Source organism: Flectobacillus major DSM 103, from assembly GCF_000427405.1.
Classification (GTDB): Bacteria; Bacteroidota; Bacteroidia; order Cytophagales; family Spirosomataceae; genus Flectobacillus; species Flectobacillus major.
Genome location: NZ_KE386491.1, coordinates 5,306,831 through 5,328,571 on the forward strand (window position 1 = coordinate 5,306,831; position 21,741 = coordinate 5,328,571).

General features: G+C 37.0%; 22 protein-coding genes and 1 pseudogene. 4 read left to right on the forward strand and 19 right to left on the reverse strand.

What is annotated here, in order from left to right; genetic code table 11:
- Nucleotides 1–237: 237 nt before the first annotated feature.
- Together kbl and FLEMA_RS0163825 are read right to left on the reverse strand one after the other, a co-directional pair.
- Nucleotides 238–1,425 carry a glycine C-acetyltransferase gene (kbl, locus tag FLEMA_RS0163820; protein ID WP_026998033.1) on the reverse strand — a complete coding sequence of 396 codons (1,188 nt, stop codon included), beginning with the start codon at nt 1,423–1,425 and terminating at the stop codon, nt 238–240.
- A 13-nt stretch (nt 1,426–1,438) separates the two neighbouring features.
- Complete coding sequence (locus tag FLEMA_RS0163825) at nt 1,439–2,404, reverse strand: NAD-dependent epimerase/dehydratase family protein (protein WP_026997611.1); 966 nt, start codon at nt 2,402–2,404, stop codon at nt 1,439–1,441.
- A 203-nt stretch (nt 2,405–2,607) separates the two neighbouring features.
- On the opposite strand from FLEMA_RS0163825, the gene FLEMA_RS75450 reads away from it, so the two are divergent.
- The 3 genes from FLEMA_RS75450 (at nt 2,608) to glgB (ending at nt 6,018) form a co-directional block, all read left to right on the forward strand.
- The gene (locus tag FLEMA_RS75450; RefSeq protein ID WP_044174101.1) at nt 2,608–3,069 is read left to right on the forward strand and encodes an Lrp/AsnC family transcriptional regulator; all 462 of its coding nucleotides are present in this window, start codon (nt 2,608–2,610) and stop codon (nt 3,067–3,069) included.
- A 97-nt stretch (nt 3,070–3,166) separates the two neighbouring features.
- A complete protein-coding gene (locus FLEMA_RS75455; protein WP_044174103.1) occupies nt 3,167–3,775 on the forward strand; it encodes a trimeric intracellular cation channel family protein in 609 nt (202 codons plus the stop codon).
- 197 nt (nt 3,776–3,972) lie between these two features.
- Nucleotides 3,973–6,018 carry a 1,4-alpha-glucan branching protein GlgB gene (gene glgB, locus FLEMA_RS75460; RefSeq protein ID WP_044174105.1) on the forward strand — a complete coding sequence of 682 codons (2,046 nt, stop codon included), beginning with the start codon at nt 3,973–3,975 and terminating at the stop codon, nt 6,016–6,018.
- Nucleotides 6,019–6,643: 625 nt separating this feature from the next.
- On the opposite strand, the gene FLEMA_RS0163960 is transcribed toward glgB, so the two are convergent.
- From FLEMA_RS0163960 to FLEMA_RS75465, 3 genes are all read right to left on the reverse strand, one after another.
- Nucleotides 6,644–8,269 (reverse strand): amidohydrolase, encoded by a 1,626-nt coding sequence (locus FLEMA_RS0163960; protein ID WP_026998034.1) that lies wholly within the window; start codon nt 8,267–8,269, stop codon nt 6,644–6,646.
- A 924-nt stretch (nt 8,270–9,193) separates the two neighbouring features.
- Nucleotides 9,194–9,949 (reverse strand): SDR family NAD(P)-dependent oxidoreductase, encoded by a 756-nt coding sequence (locus FLEMA_RS0163985; RefSeq protein WP_026997615.1) that lies wholly within the window; start codon nt 9,947–9,949, stop codon nt 9,194–9,196.
- 20 nt (nt 9,950–9,969) lie between these two features.
- The gene (locus tag FLEMA_RS75465; protein ID WP_052354349.1) at nt 9,970–10,644 is read right to left on the reverse strand and encodes an acetoacetate decarboxylase family protein; all 675 of its coding nucleotides are present in this window, start codon (nt 10,642–10,644) and stop codon (nt 9,970–9,972) included.
- Between the two features lie 413 nt (nt 10,645–11,057).
- On the opposite strand from FLEMA_RS75465, the gene FLEMA_RS75475 reads away from it, so the two are divergent.
- Nucleotides 11,058–11,288: a hypothetical protein gene (locus FLEMA_RS75475; protein ID WP_144080178.1), complete on the forward strand. Its 231-nt coding sequence runs from the start codon at nt 11,058–11,060 to the stop codon at nt 11,286–11,288.
- Nucleotides 11,289–11,381: 93 nt separating this feature from the next.
- On the opposite strand, the gene FLEMA_RS0164030 is transcribed toward FLEMA_RS75475, so the two are convergent.
- The 14 genes and pseudogenes from FLEMA_RS0164030 to FLEMA_RS76850 form a co-directional block, all read right to left on the reverse strand.
- Nucleotides 11,382–12,782, reverse strand: coding sequence for an MBL fold metallo-hydrolase (locus FLEMA_RS0164030; RefSeq protein ID WP_026998035.1), 1,401 nt, complete (start codon nt 12,780–12,782; stop codon nt 11,382–11,384).
- A gap of 32 nt (nt 12,783–12,814) precedes the next feature.
- On the reverse strand, nt 12,815–13,444 hold the full coding sequence (locus FLEMA_RS0164040) for a DUF1275 family protein (protein ID WP_044174111.1): 630 nt from the start codon (nt 13,442–13,444) through the stop codon (nt 12,815–12,817).
- Between the two features lie 545 nt (nt 13,445–13,989).
- A complete protein-coding gene (locus FLEMA_RS0164070; protein ID WP_026997619.1) occupies nt 13,990–15,966 on the reverse strand; it encodes an alpha-1,4-glucan--maltose-1-phosphate maltosyltransferase in 1,977 nt (658 codons plus the stop codon).
- Between the two features lie 222 nt (nt 15,967–16,188).
- Nucleotides 16,189–16,446, reverse strand: coding sequence for a DUF7660 family protein (locus tag FLEMA_RS0164075; RefSeq protein ID WP_026998036.1), 258 nt, complete (start codon nt 16,444–16,446; stop codon nt 16,189–16,191).
- A gap of 164 nt (nt 16,447–16,610) precedes the next feature.
- Nucleotides 16,611–17,234 (reverse strand): hypothetical protein, encoded by a 624-nt coding sequence (locus FLEMA_RS77180; RefSeq protein WP_044174112.1) that lies wholly within the window; start codon nt 17,232–17,234, stop codon nt 16,611–16,613.
- A 272-nt stretch (nt 17,235–17,506) separates the two neighbouring features.
- Entirely contained in the window at nt 17,507–17,953 is a 447-nt protein-coding gene (locus FLEMA_RS76430; protein WP_052354351.1) for an SMI1/KNR4 family protein, read from the reverse strand.
- 1 nt (nt 17,954) lies between these two features.
- Nucleotides 17,955–18,653: an HNH/ENDO VII family nuclease gene (locus tag FLEMA_RS76435; protein ID WP_052354353.1), complete on the reverse strand. Its 699-nt coding sequence runs from the start codon at nt 18,651–18,653 to the stop codon at nt 17,955–17,957.
- Between the two features lie 44 nt (nt 18,654–18,697).
- Entirely contained in the window at nt 18,698–19,327 is a 630-nt protein-coding gene (locus FLEMA_RS0164140) for a hypothetical protein (RefSeq protein ID WP_026997621.1), read from the reverse strand.
- 11 nt (nt 19,328–19,338) lie between these two features.
- Entirely contained in the window at nt 19,339–19,827 is a 489-nt protein-coding gene (locus tag FLEMA_RS75495) for a hypothetical protein (RefSeq protein WP_044174113.1), read from the reverse strand.
- Nucleotides 19,828–19,934: 107 nt separating this feature from the next.
- Entirely contained in the window at nt 19,935–20,135 is a 201-nt protein-coding gene (locus FLEMA_RS75500) for a hypothetical protein (protein WP_044174115.1), read from the reverse strand.
- A 112-nt stretch (nt 20,136–20,247) separates the two neighbouring features.
- Complete coding sequence (locus FLEMA_RS0164170; RefSeq protein WP_026997622.1) at nt 20,248–20,493, reverse strand: hypothetical protein; 246 nt, start codon at nt 20,491–20,493, stop codon at nt 20,248–20,250.
- An 8-nt stretch (nt 20,494–20,501) separates the two neighbouring features.
- Nucleotides 20,502–21,086: a type II toxin-antitoxin system death-on-curing family toxin gene (locus FLEMA_RS77250; RefSeq protein ID WP_229359563.1), complete on the reverse strand. Its 585-nt coding sequence runs from the start codon at nt 21,084–21,086 to the stop codon at nt 20,502–20,504.
- A gap of 279 nt (nt 21,087–21,365) precedes the next feature.
- Nucleotides 21,366–21,509, reverse strand: a pseudogene (locus tag FLEMA_RS77305) (RHS repeat-associated core domain-containing protein); the annotation flags it as partial.
- Between the two features lie 11 nt (nt 21,510–21,520).
- Nucleotides 21,521–21,706, reverse strand: a complete 186-nt coding sequence (locus tag FLEMA_RS76850) for a hypothetical protein (protein ID WP_026997623.1) — start codon at nt 21,704–21,706, stop codon at nt 21,521–21,523.
- Between the last annotated feature and the right edge of the window lie 35 nt (nt 21,707–21,741).

Consider the following 21,741-nt stretch of genomic DNA (forward strand, 5'->3'; position numbering starts at 1 on the left):
TATGAGTATTGGAGAGGATGCAAAGGATTTGTTACTTGTTTCGATACAATAATTTGTAGCAATAGCAGGGCAACTATAACGGTTGCCCTTATAGGAGAATTGGGTATAGTAATTGGGGATACAAACAAAAAATCTGCTATTGAAGCTGTTTTAATTTCTAAAATGAGTTTGAACAGCTTCATGAGTTTTTAACATAGAAGAAACATTTAGATACGCTAATTTACTGAAACCTCATGCTTAGATAACCCCTAAGGCTTTGCCGACTTTGGTAAAGGCTGCAACGGCTTTTTCAAGATGTTCTATTTCGTGGCCTGCCGAAATCTGAACCCTAATTCTTGCTTTACCTTGAGGTACAACAGGATAAAAGAAGCCTATCACATAAATACCTTCAGCCAAAAGCTTTGACGCAAACTCCTGAGCCAATTTAGCATCGTACAACATGATAGGTACAATCGGGTGTTGGCCAGGAATAATATCAAAACCTGCCTGTGTCATCGCTTTTCTGAAAAATTGAGTATTGTTTTCTAGCTTATCGCGAAGAGCAGTAGAGGCACTGAGCAAATCTAATACTTTGATTGATGCCCCAACAATAGCAGGAGCAAGGGTATTTGAAAACAAATATGGTCTTGAACGTTGACGCAATAGGTCTACGATTTCTTTCCGAGCGGCCGTAAATCCTCCCGAAGCACCCCCCAAAGCTTTACCATACGTACCCGTAATAATATCGATACGCCCCATTACATTTTTTAGCTCGTGAGTACCACGGCCAGTTTTTCCCATAAAGCCCGAAGCATGACATTCATCAATCATAACCATGGCATCGTACTGTTCGGCTAGGTCACAGATTTTATCGAGTGAAGCAATAGTGCCGTCCATTGAAAATACGCCATCTGTAACAATCAGTTTTCGACGACTGCCTGCTGCGGCTTTTAGCTGGGTTTCTAGGTCGTCCATGTTATTGTTTTTGTAACGAAACCGTTTGGCTTTGCACAAACGAATACCGTCGATAATAGAGGCATGGTTGAGTTCGTCCGAAATAATGGCGTCTTCTTCGCCCAACAACGGCTCAAATACGCCACCATTGGCATCAAAAGCGGCAGCGTATAGGATACAATCTTCCATACCCAAAAACTCGGCCGTTTTACGTTCTAATTCTTTGTGAATATCTTGTGTACCGCAAATAAATCTTACCGACGACATTCCGAAGCCATGTGTGTCGATAGCCTCATGAGCCGCTTTGATGGCTTCAGGGTGCGACGATAGCCCAAGGTAATTGTTGGCACAGAAATTGAGTACTTCTTCGCCTGAATTAATCTGAATTTGTGCCGACTGAGGCGATACAATAATACGTTCAGATTTATAAAGTCCAGCCTCCTGAATACCAGTAAGCTCTTTTTGCAACGCTTCTTTTACACTTCCGTACATAACAAATAAATGATTATTGGGTAATTAGATGTTTTTGTTGATATTTTTCTGTAAGTTTCTGTATCATGATTTGGGTCATACCCGACAGGTCAAATTGGGGCTTCCAATACCAATCGTGTTGGGCTGCTGTATCGTCGATCGACTTAGGCCATGAATCTGCAATCATTTGTCTGAAATCAGGCTGATATTGTACCGAAAAATCAGGTAAATGGCGTTGTATTTCGGCTGTAAGCTGGGCAGGTGTAAAGCTCATACCTGCTAGATTATACGAACTCCTAACTCTGATATTTTCGACGGGAGCTTCCATGAGTTCGAGGGTAGCCCGAATGGCATCGTCCATGTATATCATTGGTAAAAGGGTATCTTCCTTGAGAAAGCAAGTGTAGGGTTTGTGTTGTACTGCATCATGAAAAATTTCGACAGCGTAGTCGGTTGTTCCACCGCCGGGCATCGATTGGTAACTAATAACGCCAGGGTAACGCAAAGAACGAATATCTAGTCCGTATCTTTTATGATAATACCCCGCCCAATTTTCGCCAGCTACTTTGCTAATACCATAAACAGTAGAAGGGTCGAGGAAGGTAGTTTGGGGGGTGTCGTATTGTGGAGCACTGTCGCCAAAGGCGGCAATAGAGCTTGGAAAAAAAACTTTGTCTAATTTTACCTCACGAGCTACCTCAAAGACATTGAAAAGAGTACGCATGTTCAAATCCCATGCACGCAGAGGGTCGAGCTCGCCTTTGGCCGATAATACGGCAGCCAAATGATAAATTTGGGTAATACCAAACCGATGAACAGTCTCGACAAGAGCCAGTACGTTGGTAGCATCCAATAGCACAAAAGGTTCTTGGATGTCTTTTGGAGCAGTAATATCTGAAGCTATTACGGCGTTGGTACCATGAACCAAACGCAACTGCTTCAATAAGGCGGTGCCAATTTGTCCATTGGCACCGATTACAAGAATTTTGTCTTTTATCATATAAGTTGATGAAGGTAATTGAAATTTTATTACTGGTAAATTTGTATTTTACAGAAATAATAATGGTGCAAAGTTAATATTACAGTTATATTTGTCAATAATTAAGGTTAAAAACAATAAATATTGCTGAATTATATTATTTTTACCAGATATTTTACTTTTTCAAGAATAGAAAGAGTATTCGGTTCAGAAAAAATTACTTTATGGAAGCGATTGACGAAATAGATAAAAAAATTTTACGCATTCTTCAGAAGGATGCCAAGGTAACAACGAAAGAAATAGCGAATCAGTTGGGGCTAACTATCTCGCCTGTTTATGAGCGAATCAGGAGGCTCGAAAGTGTTGGTTATATCAAGCAGTACGTCGCTATTGTTGACAAAGCGTTATTAGACAACCCCATTATGTGTATCTGTCAGGTATCTATGCGGTATCATAACGAGGAGTTTATCGAAAAATTTGAGCAGGCTGTACAGCAGTTAGAAGAGATTCATGAATGCTACCACATGGCTGGTCAAGTAGATTTTTTGTTGAAAATTTATATCAAAAGCCTTGATGAATACCATGATTTTGTGAAATATAAATTATCAAAGCTCGAAAATATTGGTGTTTTGAATACCACTTTTGTATTAAAAGAAATCAAACATACTTATTCATATAGCTTTTAGGGATTGAGTTAGTGAATAGGAATTTAGCGGCTGTATAACTAGTACAATATGCTGATTATTAATAGCCAACTTCATTTTATCTCTTAATATTGTTAAAATGACAATTTTATCGCTTATCAATATACTAGGGACAATCGCCTTTAGTGTTTCGGGAGTATATGCGGGTTTACAAAAAAAACTTGACTTGTTTGGTATTGTAGTTATAGCCTTTGTAACGGCTATCGGAGGAGGTACTATTCGTGATATGCTGCTGGGACATCCTGTAAAATGGATTGCCGACGAATCGGTAATTTACCTTATTCTTGTTACGAGTGTACTGGCTATTTTGGGGCGGAAATACCTTCACAAACTCAATAGCCCTTTACAGCTATTTGATGCCTTGGGTTTGGGTTGTTTTTTTGTGCTTGGTTTTGAGCAAGGCATGAGTGCTAGTTTACCTATCCTTTCATGTATCATTATTGGTACAATTACTGCTTGTTTTGGAGGGGTTATTCGTGATATATTGCTCAATGAAATTCCATTTCTTTTTAGAAAAGAAATCTATGCAACAGCTTGTATCTTAGGTGGTTTTATCCATGCGTTGTTGTTAAAAACAGGCGAGGTAACAGGATATATCAATATCATTACAATGCTTGTGATTTTTAGTATTAGAATTGTATCGTTACGGTATAATATTTCCTTACCAAAATCAAATATGAGTAATTAAAGGAATAATTGTGAAATACTTTGAAAAAATGCTATTTTAGTGGGAAAAATATTTGTAAAGATAGAAAAGAAGATATATTTATTTTTTCAAAATACCTCTTGTCAGATTGATTTGATTCTATTGGTAGAACATCTATCTTTACAAAAATACTCGAATAATTTCTTTTGCAAATCAATCCATTAACCATTTCAAATAATATGGCTAAGACCTCCAAGGCGAAAACTCAACCTGAAGAAACGAAAGCTGTTGCCAAAGCTCCTGCCCCCAAAAAGGTATCTAAAAAAGTAGTAAAAGAAGAACCTGTAACAGAAACTGTACCGACACCAGCACCCATGGTTGAACTAAAGAATGTAGAAGTATTCAGTCGCTTTTCAGACTTTGACATCTCTCTTTTCAAATCAGGAAAACACTTTAGATTATTTGAAAAATTTGGTTCTCACGTAACCGAATATCAAGGCGTAACAGGTACATATTTTGCTGTGTGGGCTCCTGCTGCTAAAAGTGTTTCGGTTATAGGTAATTTTAATTACTGGAATAAAGATTCTCATCATTTGTTTGTACGATGGGACGAATCGGGTATTTGGGAAGGATTTGTGCCGCATGTTGGCAAAGGCGAAACGTATAAATATGCTATCGAAGCTCAAGATGGGCGACGTTTAGAAAAAATAGATCCGTATGCCCATTATTTTGAAGTACCCCCTCTTACTGCATCGATTGTTTGGGATAATTGGTACGAATGGAGCGATACCGAATGGATGCAAAACCGTCGTGAGAAAAACTCACTGTCGGCACCAATGTCTGTTTATGAGGTACATATTGGCTCGTGGCGACAAAAAGGCGAAGGCGAAAAATTAACATATATAGAATTGGCCGACCAACTGGTACAGTATGTTAAGGAAATGGAGTTTACTCATATCGAGTTTATGCCTGTTATGGAACACCCTTATGAACCATCGTGGGGGTATCAGGTATTGGGGTATTTTGCTCCGTCGTCTCGATTTGGTACACCTCAAGATTTTATGTATTTGGTAGAGCAATGTCACAAAAATGATATTGGTGTCATATTAGACTGGGTACCTTCGCATTTCCCTGGTGATGCCCATGGCTTGTACGAATACGATGGTACACATCTTTTTGAGCACCCTGATATGCGTAAGGGCTATCATCCCGACTGGAAGTCCTATATCTTTAATTATGGACGCAACGAAGTAAGAAGTTTCTTGATCTCAAATGCTGTATATTGGCTTGAGCGTTTTCATGCCGACGGTCTACGTGTAGATGCGGTGGCTTCTATGCTTTATTTGGACTACTCTCGTAATGCAGGCGAATGGGAACCTAATATTTTTGGCGGAAATCATCACCTTGAAGCTATTTCATTGTTTAGGGAATTGAATGAGTTTTTATATGTGCAGTTTCCTGATATTCAGACAATTGCTGAGGAATCTACTTCGTTTACAGGAGTGTCTCGTCCTGTTTATACGGGTGGATTGGGCTTTGGTCAAAAATGGATGATGGGCTGGATGAACGATACCTTAAAGTATTTTGAAAAAGACCCAATGTATCGCAAGTATCATCAAGAGCAGTTGACTTTTTCAACGGTCTATGCTTTTACCGAAAACTTTATGTTGCCGCTTTCACATGATGAAATTGTGTACGGCAAGCACTCATTGGTAGGAAAAATGCCTGGCGACGAATGGCAGAAGTTTGCCAACTTACGTTTGTTGTTTACATATATGTTTACTCACCCAGGTACAAACCTACTCTTTATGGGTGGTGAATTCGGGCAAACAAGCGAATGGAATTTTGCCAAAGGATTGGAATGGTGGTTGTTAGAGCATGGTTATCATCGTGGAGTTCAATCGTTGGTAAAATCGCTTAACCATTTGTATAAAACCGAAGGAGCTTTGTTTGACAAACAGTTTTCTCATGAAGGTTTTGAGTGGATAGACACTTCCGACCGTGAAAACTCAATTGTGGTATATGCTCGTAAAGGTAATAAACACAAAGACCAGCTTATTATAGTACTCAATATGACACCAATACCACGTACTAATTACAGAATTGGTGTACCAATGCAAGGTGTATGGCAAGAGGTACTCAATTCGGACGATACACAATTTGGAGGAAGTGGTAAGGTTAACGATTCTGCGTTGTTTGCTGATGAAATTGCTTGGCAAGGTAAAGCATATTCTTTGTCAATTACGATTCCGCCACTTGGTGGGGTTATTCTGAAAGTAAAATAAAGAAAATTGAAGAATACATACATTCGACCTCAAAGGCTTCCTTTGAGGTCGTTTTGTTGATAAAGGAAGGGATATTATATGATGCTGAGGGGTAAGCAGCTTTATGAAAAAACGGGTATTAATAATATAGTGCTTGAGTATTCAGGAGAGTCAGATTGCTAAAAATTGAATGAATAGAAGGGGCTATAAAAAGCGAAACCCTCGAAGCCGCCACTTCAAGGGTTTTCTTGTACTTTTTTATCCTTGGTTTAGGATTACATTAAGATTACTTAGGCTTTTGTTTCTTAATAATTTCTATACGTTTCACTGCCGCCACAGCTCAAAATATTGAAATTATTAACATAAATAGTTTGTCTTTACTCACGCTTGCCGCCACAATTGTGATATATTGACATTACAAACATACTTAATAAGTATTGATATTTCCTTTTGTTAGGATAGAATTTTTCCAAGAATTACACGAAGGTAGTATTTTGATATATTAATAGTCGAATTTTGAGGCTAAGTAATATGCCAAAATAAGAAGGTATCGCTAATGTAAGTTATTTCTACGTTGGAAGGCAAAATTCAAATGGATAAAAAAATAGGTAGCCGTATGCAATAGGTTTCATACGGCTACTTGTGGTTACTTTCCTTGTTTTTCTTTGCTAGGTTCTGTACTTTTTAAAGTTGGATATTTGATTCCTAGTTGTTCCAAATATGTTTTATATTTTGTAGGGTCATAATAATATTGCTTCATCAATGGGCGATAAGTATTCATAATACTGGTATTAAGGGTTATGGCAGGCTTATCGGTTGGGGCTATCAATGGCTCATATTTAATATCTTTGGTTTGTACATTTTTATAATAATCCCAAGCACTCTCTAGTAGTTTTGGATCGTTCAATAAATCTAAAATAGTAAGTGCTTCAACTTTTGCTCCTGCTGTAATACCTTTATGGGCAATAGGAGTTGCCATCGAAATAGCATTTGCCCAGTGGTGGCCAGGTAGCCCAGGAATATTAGAAGGGTATCCTAATACAATTGTAGGTAACGACCACGAAATATCTGCAATGTCGTCCGAGCCACCGCCCATCGAGCCTACTACTTCCAAAACCGTATCTATTTCGGCACGCAAACCTTTTTGTTCTGGCGAGCTTAATTCTTTTTGAATTCCCTTTGCTAATAGTTGGTCTTCGTTCGACCAAGTCGGTAGTCCTATACGTTTAATATGCTGATAGGCAGTTTCGGCAATAGGTTTGTTAAAATGACCGGGCCAAGCACTTCCCAAAACCTCCCACGATACTTTGGTGTCGGTCATCATGGCAGCACCTTCTGCTATTTTCTTTCCTGCGTCGTACAATTCCTTGATACGTGGGTAAGTACGTTCTCTAAAATAATACCAAACCGATGCTTTTGAAGGTACAACATTGGGCTGATCGCCACCATTTACTACCACATAATGAGAGCGTTGGGTAGGTAAAAGGTGTTCTCTTTTAAAGTTCCAGCCTACATTCATAAGCTCAACGGCATCTAAGGCACTTTTTCCTCGCCAAGGGTTGGCCGCAGCATGGGCTGCTTCTCCTTCAAAATTAAATTTTACCGAAACTAATCCATTGTTTCCTGCATCGCCATATTTTACGCTAAGGTTGCTATTGACGTGTGTAAAGATACAGGCATCTACGTTTTTGAAGTGGCCGTCTCTGATATAAAATGCCTTTGTACCCACCAATTCCTCTGCAATACCAGGCCATAACACCAATGTTCCTGATAATTTTTCACGCTCCATGATTTTTTTTAATACCAAAGCCGATGTAATATTAAGAGCCTGTCCCGAATTATGCCCTTCTCCATGGCCAGGTGCACCCTCAACAATAGGGTCGTGGTAGGCCACACCAGGTTTTTGTGAAGCTTTCGGAATACAGTCAACGTCCGAACCAATTGCTATAACGGGTTTGCCCGAACCCCATTTGGCAATCCAAGCTGTAGGCACACCCGATATCCCTTTTTCAACGGTAAATCCTTCTTTTTCAAGGAGGTTGATCAAATACTGAGATGTTTCGGTTTCTTGAAAGCCTAGTTCAGCAAAACTAAAAATCATATCGTTGACTTGTGCCGAAAATTCTTTTCGTTTGTCAACTTCTTCAATAATTTCTTTTTGAATAGCCTTTAGCTTTTGCGGTGATAGCTTTTGCTGAGCAATAAGGCTAGGAGTAATGGCCAAAAGGAGCAATGCAAATAGGATTTTGCAAGGTAAGTAAAGTGTTCTCATTCGGATATTTAGGTTTGGTAGTGAAGTTGATAAAACTACGTTAAAATACAGAATTATATGCTGAAGTTATTCATTGAAGCTAAAAAAGCGTACAGAAAAGCAGAAAAATGAGTAGTTATTCTTACAAAATAATAAAGACTCGAAGCAATGCTCCGAGCCTTTACGCAATCCGCCTAAGTAGTTATCTTTTGGGTAATCCAACCCATAAGCAATTTAGAATTGCTTAAATTTCTTATAAAATCATTTCATGCAGCAATGTCATGATAATGAAGTTTTTAAATCAGTAAAAATCTTTTTGATTTTTACCTTGAATATTTTTGGTAATTGAGTAGCGGCTCAATTACCATTCCGTAGCATAGCGGTGCTACTTCAAAACGGTTAGTTTTATCCAACCCAATATCAAAAACTAGAGTGAAAAAACACAATAGTACAAAAATCAAAATAAATTAAAACATTCCTGAGATTTAATAAGTGCCAGCTAAAGAAGAGAAGTTTTGGATTTAATTGCTATTAATTAAAGCTTTTCTCGACCTAACATTTGGCGGAATGTTTTATGTCTACAAAAATATTATCAATAAGTGTGCCAAACAAATTTTTTTGACTTTTTTTTAAACTTTTTGATAAAAAAACTAACGAATTGTGAAATAAGCTCATGAAATGACAAAAAAAGCAAAATTTTGAACACTCATTCACTGTCTACAGTCATTCAATATTCGTGCCAAAAGAAGAAAATACCTCGAAAAATATTAAGATAAAAATGCTATGATTCTAAAGTGGGCTAATCAATCAACAAAAAAGAAATAAATTTCCTTTAACTAAGTAATAGGAAAGATATTTAAAGCTTTGATAAACAAATCATTGAATAGTACAATAACGTAAATGCTATCAGTAAAAGTACATTAGGTTTTGAAGAATCATTGACGATTATCTTGCTTGGCCCAATAATCTTTTATAATAGTACTGATAAGGCGATGCCAAAAAATGAAAAATACGAAGAGGTAGGCTAAAAACGTAAAATAACCGTGATGGATAAATGTGTCGGGTGTTGTTGAGGATACCCCTTATAATGGTTTGTGCCACATGTCTGGGCGATTGAATAGGGTAGGGAATATGGGCAGTGTTATTAATAGTGGAAAAAAAATGTGTTTGAGTAGCCACAGGATATACCATACCAATATAATCACCAGGGTTTTTCTCGAAATGATATGTTTCCTCAAATCTGTCTAATGCAGCCTTGGTGGCTGCATACAACGCATACCCAGGAATACCAAGGTGAGCCATCGCCGAAGAAACAATCACCATACCAAAGGGTTTGTGTTGGGGCTGTTCTTTCATTTTCTGCAAAGCATAAATGGGCGAAAATACATTCAAACTAAAAATATGGGATATTTTCTCCCAGTTGGGTTCTCCTAGTGTTTCGCAATAACCATACCCTGCATTGGCAATAAACAAATCAATATGAGTCCATTTTTGTAAAGCTAGGGCAAATGTTTGGTTGATACCTTCTTGTTTTGATAGGTCGGCTTGGAGGGTTATTAGCTGCGGATGTACCTCTGTAATAGTATGCTGGTCTACTGCCAAGATATTGACCTGCTCAAACTGGAGTAATGCCAACAGTAATTCATGACCAATACCTGAGGCTGCTCCTGTTAAAATGATGTTATTATTTGCTATTTGCATCGAAACAATAGGATGAAAAATTATAATGGAAAAAAGTTGGGTTTAACAGCAGATGGATGAAATACCATAGATAAGTCATGAATATAGATACTCAGCCATGAGCTATAAGGTGTTACATCTGGAAATAAGGTAGCGTTGGTATGCCTTGATAAGGTTTTGGCAAAAGAGGCTTTTCCTGTAGCTGTGGGCTGTGTAATCAATAAATCTTGCTCTTTCTTTTGGGCTATGGTCAGGCTCAAATAGCTAGTGCTTATTGGAATGCTCATAGAACCGTGTTGAGCTTCGCACGAGAAAACCATTTGGTTATTGCTCATTACCTTGATGTGATGCTTATGGCCAATTTTTTGCCATTCAAATTGAGCTAATTCTTTGGGAATACCCCAGTTGGCACGGCCGTTGTCGACACTCGCTTGGGTCGATACAAATATTTTACTAATAGACAGCATCTTTGACCAATTGAATGTGAACAGACCGGGGCAAAATAAAAGCTCTTGGTAAGGCCCAACGTTGGAAGAATGATAATTGACCAGCATGATTGTACCCCAATAACCAATGAAACGTTGCTGTTGGTAATCTTCAAGAAATCCATTGGATAGCACAAAATCTTTAGGGAATTTATATACCCAAACGAATGCTTCGCCTGTTAAATGCCAAGGAGCAGGTTTTTCTAATGGTAATAGGGGAATATTTTCCATAAATGAGTAAAAATTATATGATATGTCAAAAAAAGTAATATAACTGTTTGGAATAATAAATTTATATACTTATTATTGTAACTGTTCTAAAATACATGAAATTCATCTATTAATTGCGTATTTCATCAATAAACAGGAATTTTCTATATTACAAGCCCATACACACTATAAGTATTCCTAGTTACAAATGAATTATAAATTTATTTATCGTGAAAAAGATACAGGAAAGTTAATCACGAATAAAGACATTAACAACCTACACAAATACAGGGTTGCCTGTGTAAAACTAACCGCCAGAGGAATCATCCGAGATATAACAATTCCGGCTGAGTGGTGGATAGATGGTTCTATCGAAAATTGTAAAGATATAGCCTATCATACAAGGATGAGTAAAACCAAAACTTGACTATATAATGATGAAATCTCACCAAATTAAAAAAACGTTTTCTATGCCGTTTCGTCCTGAAGAAGTGTTCTATGTAACTTATTCGAAATTCTTGAGTACGGCTTTTATTATCTTGAAAGAAAATCGTGAAAAAGTACAGGTTATTGTAAGGCACGAGCACATGAAAGAGTTGAAAGAATGGGTTACGATGAATAGAATACTTACCGATGAGAGTGTACTAGACTTTATTCCATCCTAACTTTGTTGCTATTGTAAAAAATATATTTTGATAAAACAAAACCCCACAAGTTCAATACCTGTGGGGTTTTATGTTATACAAAGATAATCGCTATTAAAGTGTTGATGGACAAACAAATGCTGATTTAGGAATATCGGTCTGAGCAATAGCTCCAAAGCCACCCTGAATATCAACAATATTATCAAAACCTCTTGATTTTAAAATCGAGCAAGCAATCATCGAGCGGTACCCTCCAGCACAATGAATATAGTTGGTTTGGGTTTTGCTAAAAGCCTGCATTTGTTCGCTTAGCTCAGCCAATGGCACGTTTTCTGCACCAATTACATGCTCTGATTGATATTCGTTTGGCTTACGAACGTCTCTAATAACGGTATCGTTGAGCAATCTTGCTTTGAACTCTTCGGCTGTGATAGATTCGATTGAGTCGGTTTCTTTTTGTGCTTTTAGCCAAGTATCCATTCCTCCGTCCAAATACCCAATTACTTGGTCGTAGCCTACTCTCGACAGGCGTGTAATTACTTCTTCTTCTCGACCCACTTCGGTTACTAGCAAAATAGGTTGTTGAATATTCGTAATGAGTGTACCAACCCAAGGTGCAAAATCACCCTGAATACCAATATTGATAGCATTTGGAATAAAACTGTCTTTGAACTCCTGAGCCTTTCTAGTATCAAGAATCAAAGCTCCTGTTTCGTTGGCAGCAGCTTCAAAAGCCTCGGCCGACAAAGCTGTAAGGCCTCGTGAAATCACAGTTTCTACAGCTTCGTATCCCATTTTATTCAACATTACATTTTTGGGGAAGTAAAATGGAGGTGGAAGCAAGCCGTGTGTAACCTCTTTGATAAATTGTTCTTTTGAAATATCCTGTAAAGCATAGTTTACTTCTTTTTGATGCCCCAAAGAGTCAAAAGTTTCTTTGCTCATATTTTTGCCACAAGCCGAGCCAGCACCATGAGCTGGATACACAATAACATGATTGGGTAAAGGCATAATTTTGTTGCGAAGCGAATCATACAAAAAGCCAGCAAGGTCATTCATTGTTAAGTCCGACTTCTGGGCGAGGTCGGGGCGGCCAACATCGCCAATAAATAGAGTATCGCCAGAAAATAGGGCATATTCTTGGTTGTTTTCATCAAATAGCAAATAACAGGTAGATTCCATTGTATGCCCAGGAGTGTGCAATACTTTTATTTTAATATTACCTACTTCAAAAATCTGCCCATCGTTGGCAACAATACATTCAAATGCAGGGTTGGCATTGGGGCCATACACAATAGGAGCACCAGTATGTTTGGCCAAATCGATGTGTCCTGACACAAAATCGGCATGGAAATGCGTTTCAAAAATATACTTAATAGTAGCGTTATTTCGGGTTGCTTTGTTGAGGTAAGGTTGAATTTCTCTTAATGGGTCAATAATTACAGCCTCATTTCCTGATTGTATGTAGTAGGCTCCCTGAGCAAGGCAGCCTGTATAAATTTGCTCGATAGTCATTGTTATGTGAATTTAGAAATATTGATTTGTTCTTAGAATTTTCCTAAAATAATTGCTCCAATCAGAGCAATATAAAATGCAACTGCCACCCAAATAAGTTGCCAGTTGGTATAATAAATAGCCAAAATCCCCCCAATACAAAAGCCGATAATAATGAGTATACGAACAATAAAGTTTTGTTTGATACACCTTTGTTGAGGAAGATTTTCAAAATTAAATTTGGCAATATCTACTCCCATATCCATAACCAAGCCTGTTAATTGCGAAGGTTTTATCTTGTAATTAGTAAAATTAGAGGCAAAAGCATTGTGATTGCTCATTGCAAACATTAATAATGCTACAGGAGGATTTTGAGAAAGAACCCCATAAAGCAAAATACTGAGGTTGGTAATTGGAGAAACCAGTTTTTTCCATAAAACAGGCCGAACATGAAAGCTACTGTACCACCACGACCCCCAAACCGCCCCCAATAAATACAAAAAAATATAGCTAGCCAAAGCAATTGGAAAAACGTAGCTATTGCCCCATGACTGAATAGACGAACTAAAAAGCCCAGTAACGTTGGTGGTTACGGTATTGGCAAGCTTTATGCCTAGAATATTCATTATTCCAGAAATAACAGAGAAGGCTAACGCACTGTTGATGAGTTTGGGCAATGTCATATTTTGCTATTTAATCAATGGTTTACAAAGAGCTATTCGTTTCAAATACGAGTATTCAATATGAACATTTCATCATATTGTTTTCCAAAAAAAATGCACTTTGTTCAAGTGAGCTCTATATTGATTCACAAATATATAAACATTTTTTCATATAGTTGTTTCTTGAATATATATTTTTTGATTGATACGAGTAGAACTAATAAAAAAACATGAGTCATCCCGTATTTTGGGATTCAGGAGGTTAGGCATTTATTGGCTATTAAGTAAATACACAAAAATTATCGGGCATAATTTATTATGTTTCTCTTAGGTGTACTGTAACGGTAACCTTTACGGTTACCGTTTGACCGAAATAAGAAACGGTAACTGTAAAGGTTACCGCTACAGCTACAACGATTATTTCAAATAGTATTAAGGCTCAATTTTGAAATGCCAGAAAATATATGGTCGATTACTTAATCAAACAAGGCGGTCGAAAAACTAATTTCGACCGCCTTGTTTGATCTAAAAATTTGGGATAACTTATGTTTTACCAATACTATACTTTATATATCTTCTATTCTAAACAAGTGCATTGGCATAATATGTGGGTTTAAATCCACAAAGTTATATTCACCTTTCCAATGATACTTGGCTCCAGTTAGTAAATCATGAACAAGGTATTCCTGTTCTTGATGCTTATGAATCAAATGCAGAGGTACTCTTACTACTCCCCCCTGACTATTATAGGCATCCAGATTGACTACGCACAAAATTCTATTACCATTAGCATGAGTTTTCAAATAAGCAATCACTTGGTCGTTTTGAATATCACAAAAAGTAATATTATTAGTTCTTTGTAAAGCTGAGTTTTCGAGACGAGCCTTATTGGTTTGGCGAATCAGGTGAGTTAGTTTATTCTCAAAATGCCAATCCCAATAACGAATTTCATATTTTTCAGAATTGCGGTATTCTTCTTTCCCCGGATTAGCCTCGTTGTTCATAGACTCAAACACAGGCCCAAAAATACCATAATTTCCCGACATCGTAGCAGCCATAAAATAGCGAGTCAAGAAAGCAGGCTCTAGGCCACCCTGCAAAGTCCAAGGCAAAATATCGTGCGTATTGGGCCAGAAATTGGGACGCATATAATGTTGCTGTTCGGTTTTGGTGAGTTCTTCCAAATAACCAATTAGTTCGGCTTTAGTATTTCGCCAAGTATAATATGTGTACGACTGCGTATAGCCCAATTTAGCCAACTGAGCCATTACTTTAGGTTTTGTAAAGGCTTCGGCCAAGAAAATCATATCTGGATATACCGCTTGAACTTCGGCAATAACCCATTCCCAAAAATTGAATGACTTGGTATGAGGGTTATCGACCCGAATTATTCTAATACCCCACTCGGCCCATGTCATAATAACATGTTTGAGTTCATCCCACAATCCTTGCCAATTATCAGATTCAAAATTGATAGGATAAATATCTTGGTATTTTTTAGGAGGATTTTCGGCATATTGAATTGTACCATCGGGGCGAACTTTGAACCATTCAGGATGTTCTTTAGCCCAAGGGTGGTCGGGCGAGCACTGAATGGCCAAATCCATTGCCAGTTCAATGTCTTGTTCACGACAAGCCTGAATAAGGTGTTTTAGGTCGTCTAAAGTGCCTAATTCTGGGTGAATAGCCGTATGGCCACCCAGCTCAGAGCCAATTCCATAAGGTACACCAGGCTCGTCTTCACGACAAACGGTGGAGTTATTTTTCCCTTTTCTAAATTGATGCCCAATAGGGTGAATCGGTGGTATATATAATACATCAAACCCTAGTGATTTGATACGAGGAAGTACATTTTCTTCGACATCCTTGAAAGTACCATGCGTACCCTTTTTAGTAGCAGCCGAACGGGGAAACATCGAATACCACGACGAAAAAGCAGCTTTTTCACGGTCTACCCACAGTTTTAGGGTTTTGTACTGATTTACGTATTTTTTATCAGGATATTTCTGAATCCAATCCTGCATGATATACCCCGTAGCAAAAGCAATCGCTTCATGGTATTGTTCAGGATTTCTAAACATCTTTGCAGCCTCAATAATAGCTTTTTTATCTTCTTTAGTAGCTATTTTGGCCATATTATCCAATAGGTTGGCCCCTACAAGCAACTCAATATCAACATGTTGGTTATCGTTGATTTTCATACTGATTTCGTGTTTCCAGCTAGCCGCATGGTCTACCCAAGCTTGGATAGTATATTCATAAAACCCGTTTTCGTGTACAGTAAAAGAAGCCCCAAATCGGTCGTTATTGATAAACCTCATAGGAGCGTGTTGCCAATCACTAGAGGTTGAAAATTTATAAAGCAAACACGCCGAAAGAACGTCGTGGCCATCTAAAAATACATCTGCTTCAACCTGAATTTTGTCTCCCTGAATAGCCTTAATAGCGAACTTTCCCCCATCAAGTTCAGGAGAAACATTTTCGATAATAGTCCTTTGCTGACCATTGATGGGTTTTTCATTAAATTGTTTTTGAACAGTCATAAAATAGCTATATGTTTTATTTATAAAAATGTGCAATTGGGATAAGCGGGTAGTAAGTACAAATATATTTCTATTTACCGAATTCTGAAATTTATCTTTTATAGAAGCAAATAAGATAGCTTGAGGATTGTGTAAGAAGCTACAACATAACCAAACACTTATATGGGTAAATACAAAGTAGAGAGGGGAGATATGTCTTTGGGTAGTTAGCGGCATTCTAGTCTATTCGTACATTTTAGCAGCTATCAAAATATTTGCAAATACTTTCCAATTTATATCTTCAGGGATAGGCATATCATTATTTTGATAATACCCTTCCATATCTTCCGTCCAACTTGACATACTTTCTAAGTATTCGGGTAAAGTTTTATTAGTCCATTCTTCTGGATTATTTTTTAAATTAGAGATTAATAATTCGATAAAGTTGACAAAATCTTCCTTGCTATTAATCTCGTTTATTTTTTTATTAAAGTCTATCATATTTTTTTATTTTATAATCATACTCTTACCATCACCAAGTTTGAGTTTAATTGATATGCCACCATTTGTTGTTGTCATTTTCCACATTTGTCCACTTGGATTTACCCATTGAATAGGTGCTTCTTGTAAACCTGATAGTCTAAAAGCACCTAATCGTCTATGATCTAATGTCCAAACTTTACCACAGCATCTTTCCAAACATTCATTCTGAGTACGTTCGGATTAATACTTCCATTTGCCAATGCTTTTACATTTCTTAAAACAGCAAATTCACCTGTGGTATTTTTAATACTACTTTGCATAAAATGGATTTCATTTGGGTTGAGTACCCCCTTAGCAGCATTCCCAGTCGCACTCCCCAATGCTCTTGCCACATATTGTTTAGTAGCCTTAATTCCAACATCAATGGTGGTGGTTATAGGTTTTCCATTGATAATGACGGTATTGATAGACTCTTTTGCATAAGCTTGGAAGGAGTTTTTGAACCAGCTACTAATGGTATTACCAAGTTTGTTTAAAGCAGGAGCTGCTATTTTTCCTAATTGAGCTCCAGCAAAGGAAGTGGCAGCTCCAAAAGTAGCTTGTTGACCTACATATAATATTGCATCGGCAGGGTTATGTAAATCAGGGATATTACCAGAGGCAATATCAATGGTTGCATTTCCTGCAGATGTAACGGCCCCACCAGCTAAGGGGTTGGTTAGGCTTATTACCCCACCCGCTGCCCCTGAGGCAAAATACCCTAACCCTTGTATGGGGTCTTTAATTTTACTCCAGTTGGCTGCCAAATTAAGTCCTCCACCAACTAATCCAGCTACAATGGGAATAAGAATAGGTATTCTTCCATCAGGGTCAAAATAGGCAACAGGGTTGTTACGGCTATAAGCATATAAACTTAAATCATCATATATTTTACCTGATTGAAAGTTGGTATAGGAAAATTGGAACGTTCACACTCCAAATGAATCTATACCAATAACTGGAAAATTTAGAAAAATACGGGATAAATGTTGCAAAGCCTTTTTACGAATATCACCAGCAGGCATTCTTTGTTACAAAATTATTCAAAATCATACTTTGATTTATTTTGAAGATATTCACCAATTAAGCATTTTTCCATCCAATCTAAGAAGTTATCCCATTTTTCATTTGTTGTTCCATTATGAGACCAATACGCTACTTTATAATCTGGGATATTACTTTTTAAATCGAAACAATAATAATCATCGTTGTTATTAATAAAAGGAATTAGATGATTAGGTAACTCAAAATACGTTCTAGCATTGTTTAATTCATTGATGAGATACATCGGTTCAGATGAATTAAATGGTAAAAACTGAACCCCTCTTAATCCTATATTAAGATATTCTTTTGCAAAAGTCTTATATGCTATAGGAAAAGTAATTCCTAATTCCTTTTCTACTTTTTCTATTTCGGGTTCTGATGCTAACGGTATATCTTCATCTTGCCAACCCAAATTTTTCAATTGTTCAAAAAGTTCTTTCATTCTATTTTATTTTAATGTGACTTAAATTTTGTGTTCTGATTAGTTCTAAGGCTCTAATGTGCCAATATGTACTTCGATATATGTCAAAAGCGGCTCTATTAATTCCTGAGCCAATACTATTTGGATTAATATGAAGTATTCTACTCGATTGTTCATGCATGGTTCTTGTAACTTCAATTAAAGCTGCTTTATCACTTTGTAAAGCATGATGTAGTGCAATAGACTTTCCATCAATACCCGTAGGAGCATATCCATTTAGCATTTTGTAAATATTTTTGTCTGTGAGTTCAAATATTCTATCGCTTTGGAAAACCTCAAAATCCCCTATTTTTTGTTTAGGACTCCAATACTTTAAGTCTTGTTTATATTGCCCTATTTCAAGTTTGGGAGACTTCGTTACATCAATACTTCCGTCTGTAGCATCGTTAAACTTATCAATTGACCATTTTATGTTTGCAATATTTTCTATTTTAGGAGAATTTCCACTCCAGAAGTTTTTTCCATTAAAGCCAGCAATAGCCCCATTAATGACACCACCCATAGCTCCTCCGATGAGCAAATCTCTCCCAAAGTCGCTTATAGCGTATGAGTCATGAAAATAGGCGGCATTACCAAACCCTTGAATAGGACTACTTGCCGCACTACCAGCTAACCCACCTACAGCACCAGCTACAAAACCACCAGCCCCAGCAGCTGTCAAGGCTTGCTAAATTTATATTCTCCCAGTGGCTTCTATCTAATTGATTATTCTCCTTCTAAGACCTCTGATAGTTTTTTACTAATTACTACCTTTTCCAAAGGATTATGAGTAATTCTATAAATAACTTTATTTTCATCTATTCCAATAAAATCTCCATCTTCTAGATCTTTGAGATGGAAGTATTCTTTGCCATCTATGAGGATTGAATAAACCTCCGAAGGGTTTAATAGCTTCTTTTCTTCTTCAAGAAGAATATACATAATTCGGTGGTAATCAGATTTCCCAATAATTTTTTTCTTGAAACCAGACACATCGACCTTTCCTACATCAACATTCTGCCCTTTACACCCAATCAAGGAATAACCACTGATTGTACCGCTTGAGATATAAATTTCATAGGGAACAAAACTCAATGATTTATTATCATATACTTTTATGTTGGTGAGTTTAAAATCCTGTTCCTTCTTTTTATCATACTTTTTTAATATGTTAGGGTGAAACGTAAAAGCTACATATCCAAGAATGTCACTTGCACTGACAAGTACTCCTCTCAACAAACCATCATTTATTTGGTTTATAAAGCTTGAATATTCAGATGGGAGCTTAATTATCACATTTTGAAGTAAATCTGTTTCCCATTTTTCTATTTTAGTTCGTTTAAATAGTCCAAACATTTCTAATTATTTTAAAATTTTGTAAACCAATTATACTTTCCAAACCAACCAACATCAGGCTTAAAGCCAGCTCGCAAAAAGTTGTATCGATATGGGTCTATAAGTGAATGTTGAACTGTATTTAGTTTCCAAACATTCAACCTATTATTCACTGCCCAGTTAGGCAAGTTATAAGTTCTTTGCATCCGTTGAGTTATAAAGACATGGTGAAACTCTGTACTGATTCTTTGAGTACCTGTAGAAGTTGAGATCTTGGCTAATGTCTGTGTTCCACCTCTTACTGCTTTATATTCAGCAAATGTTTTGCCTCCTTGTAACCATACATTCCCAGTCGCACTCCCCAATGCTCTTGCTATATACTGCTTAGTAGCCTTAATTCCAACATCAATGGTAGTGGTTATAGGTTTTCCATTGATGATTATGGTATTAGTTGATTCTTTAGCGTATGCTTGGAAGGAGTTTTTGAACCAGCTACTAATGGTATTACCAAGTTTGTTCAAAGCAGGAGCTGCTATTTTTCCTAATTGAGCTCCAGCAAAGGAAGTGGCAGCTCCAAATGCAATGGTTTATTCTTGTAGAAAATAAGCTAATTAGCTTAGTATTTGTCTTAGTCGTATTCTACTTTATATCGTACTTTCCATTTTTCATCTTCTTTGTATAGCTCTATTTTCTGAAATAATTTAGTTAATTCATTTGGATGCTTGAGCCTTTCAGACACAAAAAGCTCAAGCTTAAACAAGTCAAATATTATGGAATCATCCTCTCTCAAATTCAATTGTACAGCCTGAACTGTGAATGGAATATTCAATTATTACTGATAATATCTTATTCTGTTGGAATCTAGTAGAAAAGTTTCTGTATGTTTAGAAGCCTTTGGTTTCTACAAATTTGAACAAGCTTTCATCAAGTCGCTATCCCCCTTAGAAGCATTCGGCTACATACTCTTTGAGAACTTCCTTTATAGCTATTTGTAGGGAATCATTATCACATCTAAAACTCTTGTCTGGATGTTTAGAAGAAATAATTATAACCGTATACTGTTCATGATTTCTAACTCCATCATTTTTTACAATTATAACATCTTTCTTTCTTCCAACAACAGTTATTATATTTAGTATGTCATCTGAGGTTAAGTTATCCTTATTAACAAGTTCTATCATTTCCATTTTAAAATTTATTTTAGTAATAGTTTTGAAATTTGTAATATTTCAGTGACATGTCCAGTTGCAACTTGATTTGCAACATTCATCATTTGCTGTTGGCTGACGGTTGTTAATCCATGCTGCTTAGCAAATGATTGAAAAGCTGCGACAGCAGTTCTTTTATTCCCATCATAAAACATATGGTTTTTAATAATAGACCTAAAAATTGAACTTCCTTGCTCTGCAGCAGTTTCATAATATATTGCAGAATTTATTACTGATAAAGGAGTGGTACTTAATAACCTACCTCCCCCTTCTGTAGTTTTATTTATCGCAATTATCTCATCTGCAAAAGATGTAGCATTGAATTCCCCCTTAATCGTATTCCCTACCGAGTTCCCCAATGCTCTTGCCACATACTGCTTAGTAGCCTTAATCCCTACATCAATGGTGGTGGTTATAGGTTTACCATTGATGATAATGGTATTAATAGATTCTTTGGCATACGCTTGAAAACTATTTTTAAACCAACCTCCAATAGTATTTCCTAACTTTGCTAAAGCTGGACCAATTATTTTTCCTGCCTGAGCTCCTGCAAAAGAAGTGGCTGCACCCACCGCAGCTTCTTTGCCAACATACAAAAGTGCATCCGTTGGATTATTAAAATCAGGAACATTACCTGTGGCAATATCAATGGTGGCATTTCCTGCCGATGTAATTGCTCCCCCTGCTAACGGATTGGTTAGGCTTATAACCCCACCCGCTGCCCCTGAGGCAAAATACCCTAACCCTTGTATGGGGTCTTTAATTTTACTCCAGTTGGTTGCTAAATTAAGTCCTCCACCAAGTAATCCAGCTACAATAGGAATAAGAATAGGTATTCTTCCATCAGGGTCAAAATAGGCAATAGGGTTGTTACGGCTATAAGCATATAAACTTAAATCATCATACGGGTCTTCAGGGTCAGGATTGTTCATTCTGCCAATGGTGGCATCGTATTCTCTCCAGTCTAGGCTAGTAAGAGCTGTTTCGTTCTGGTATGGTTTTCCAGCTACAAGATAGTAATCTTGTTTTCTAGGGTTGTCATAATATTGAGTTCCAGCAAGTACATTGCTCCTGTTTTAATATCGTATGCTTCTATGCCATCGTAATAACTACCTACTGCAATTATTTGGGAATCATTTGAAACGGTGATTCTACTACCTCCCGAATTATATATTGTATTTAATAAGCTCAAAAATTGATGATTCTTAAGCTCATTAAGGTCAATTA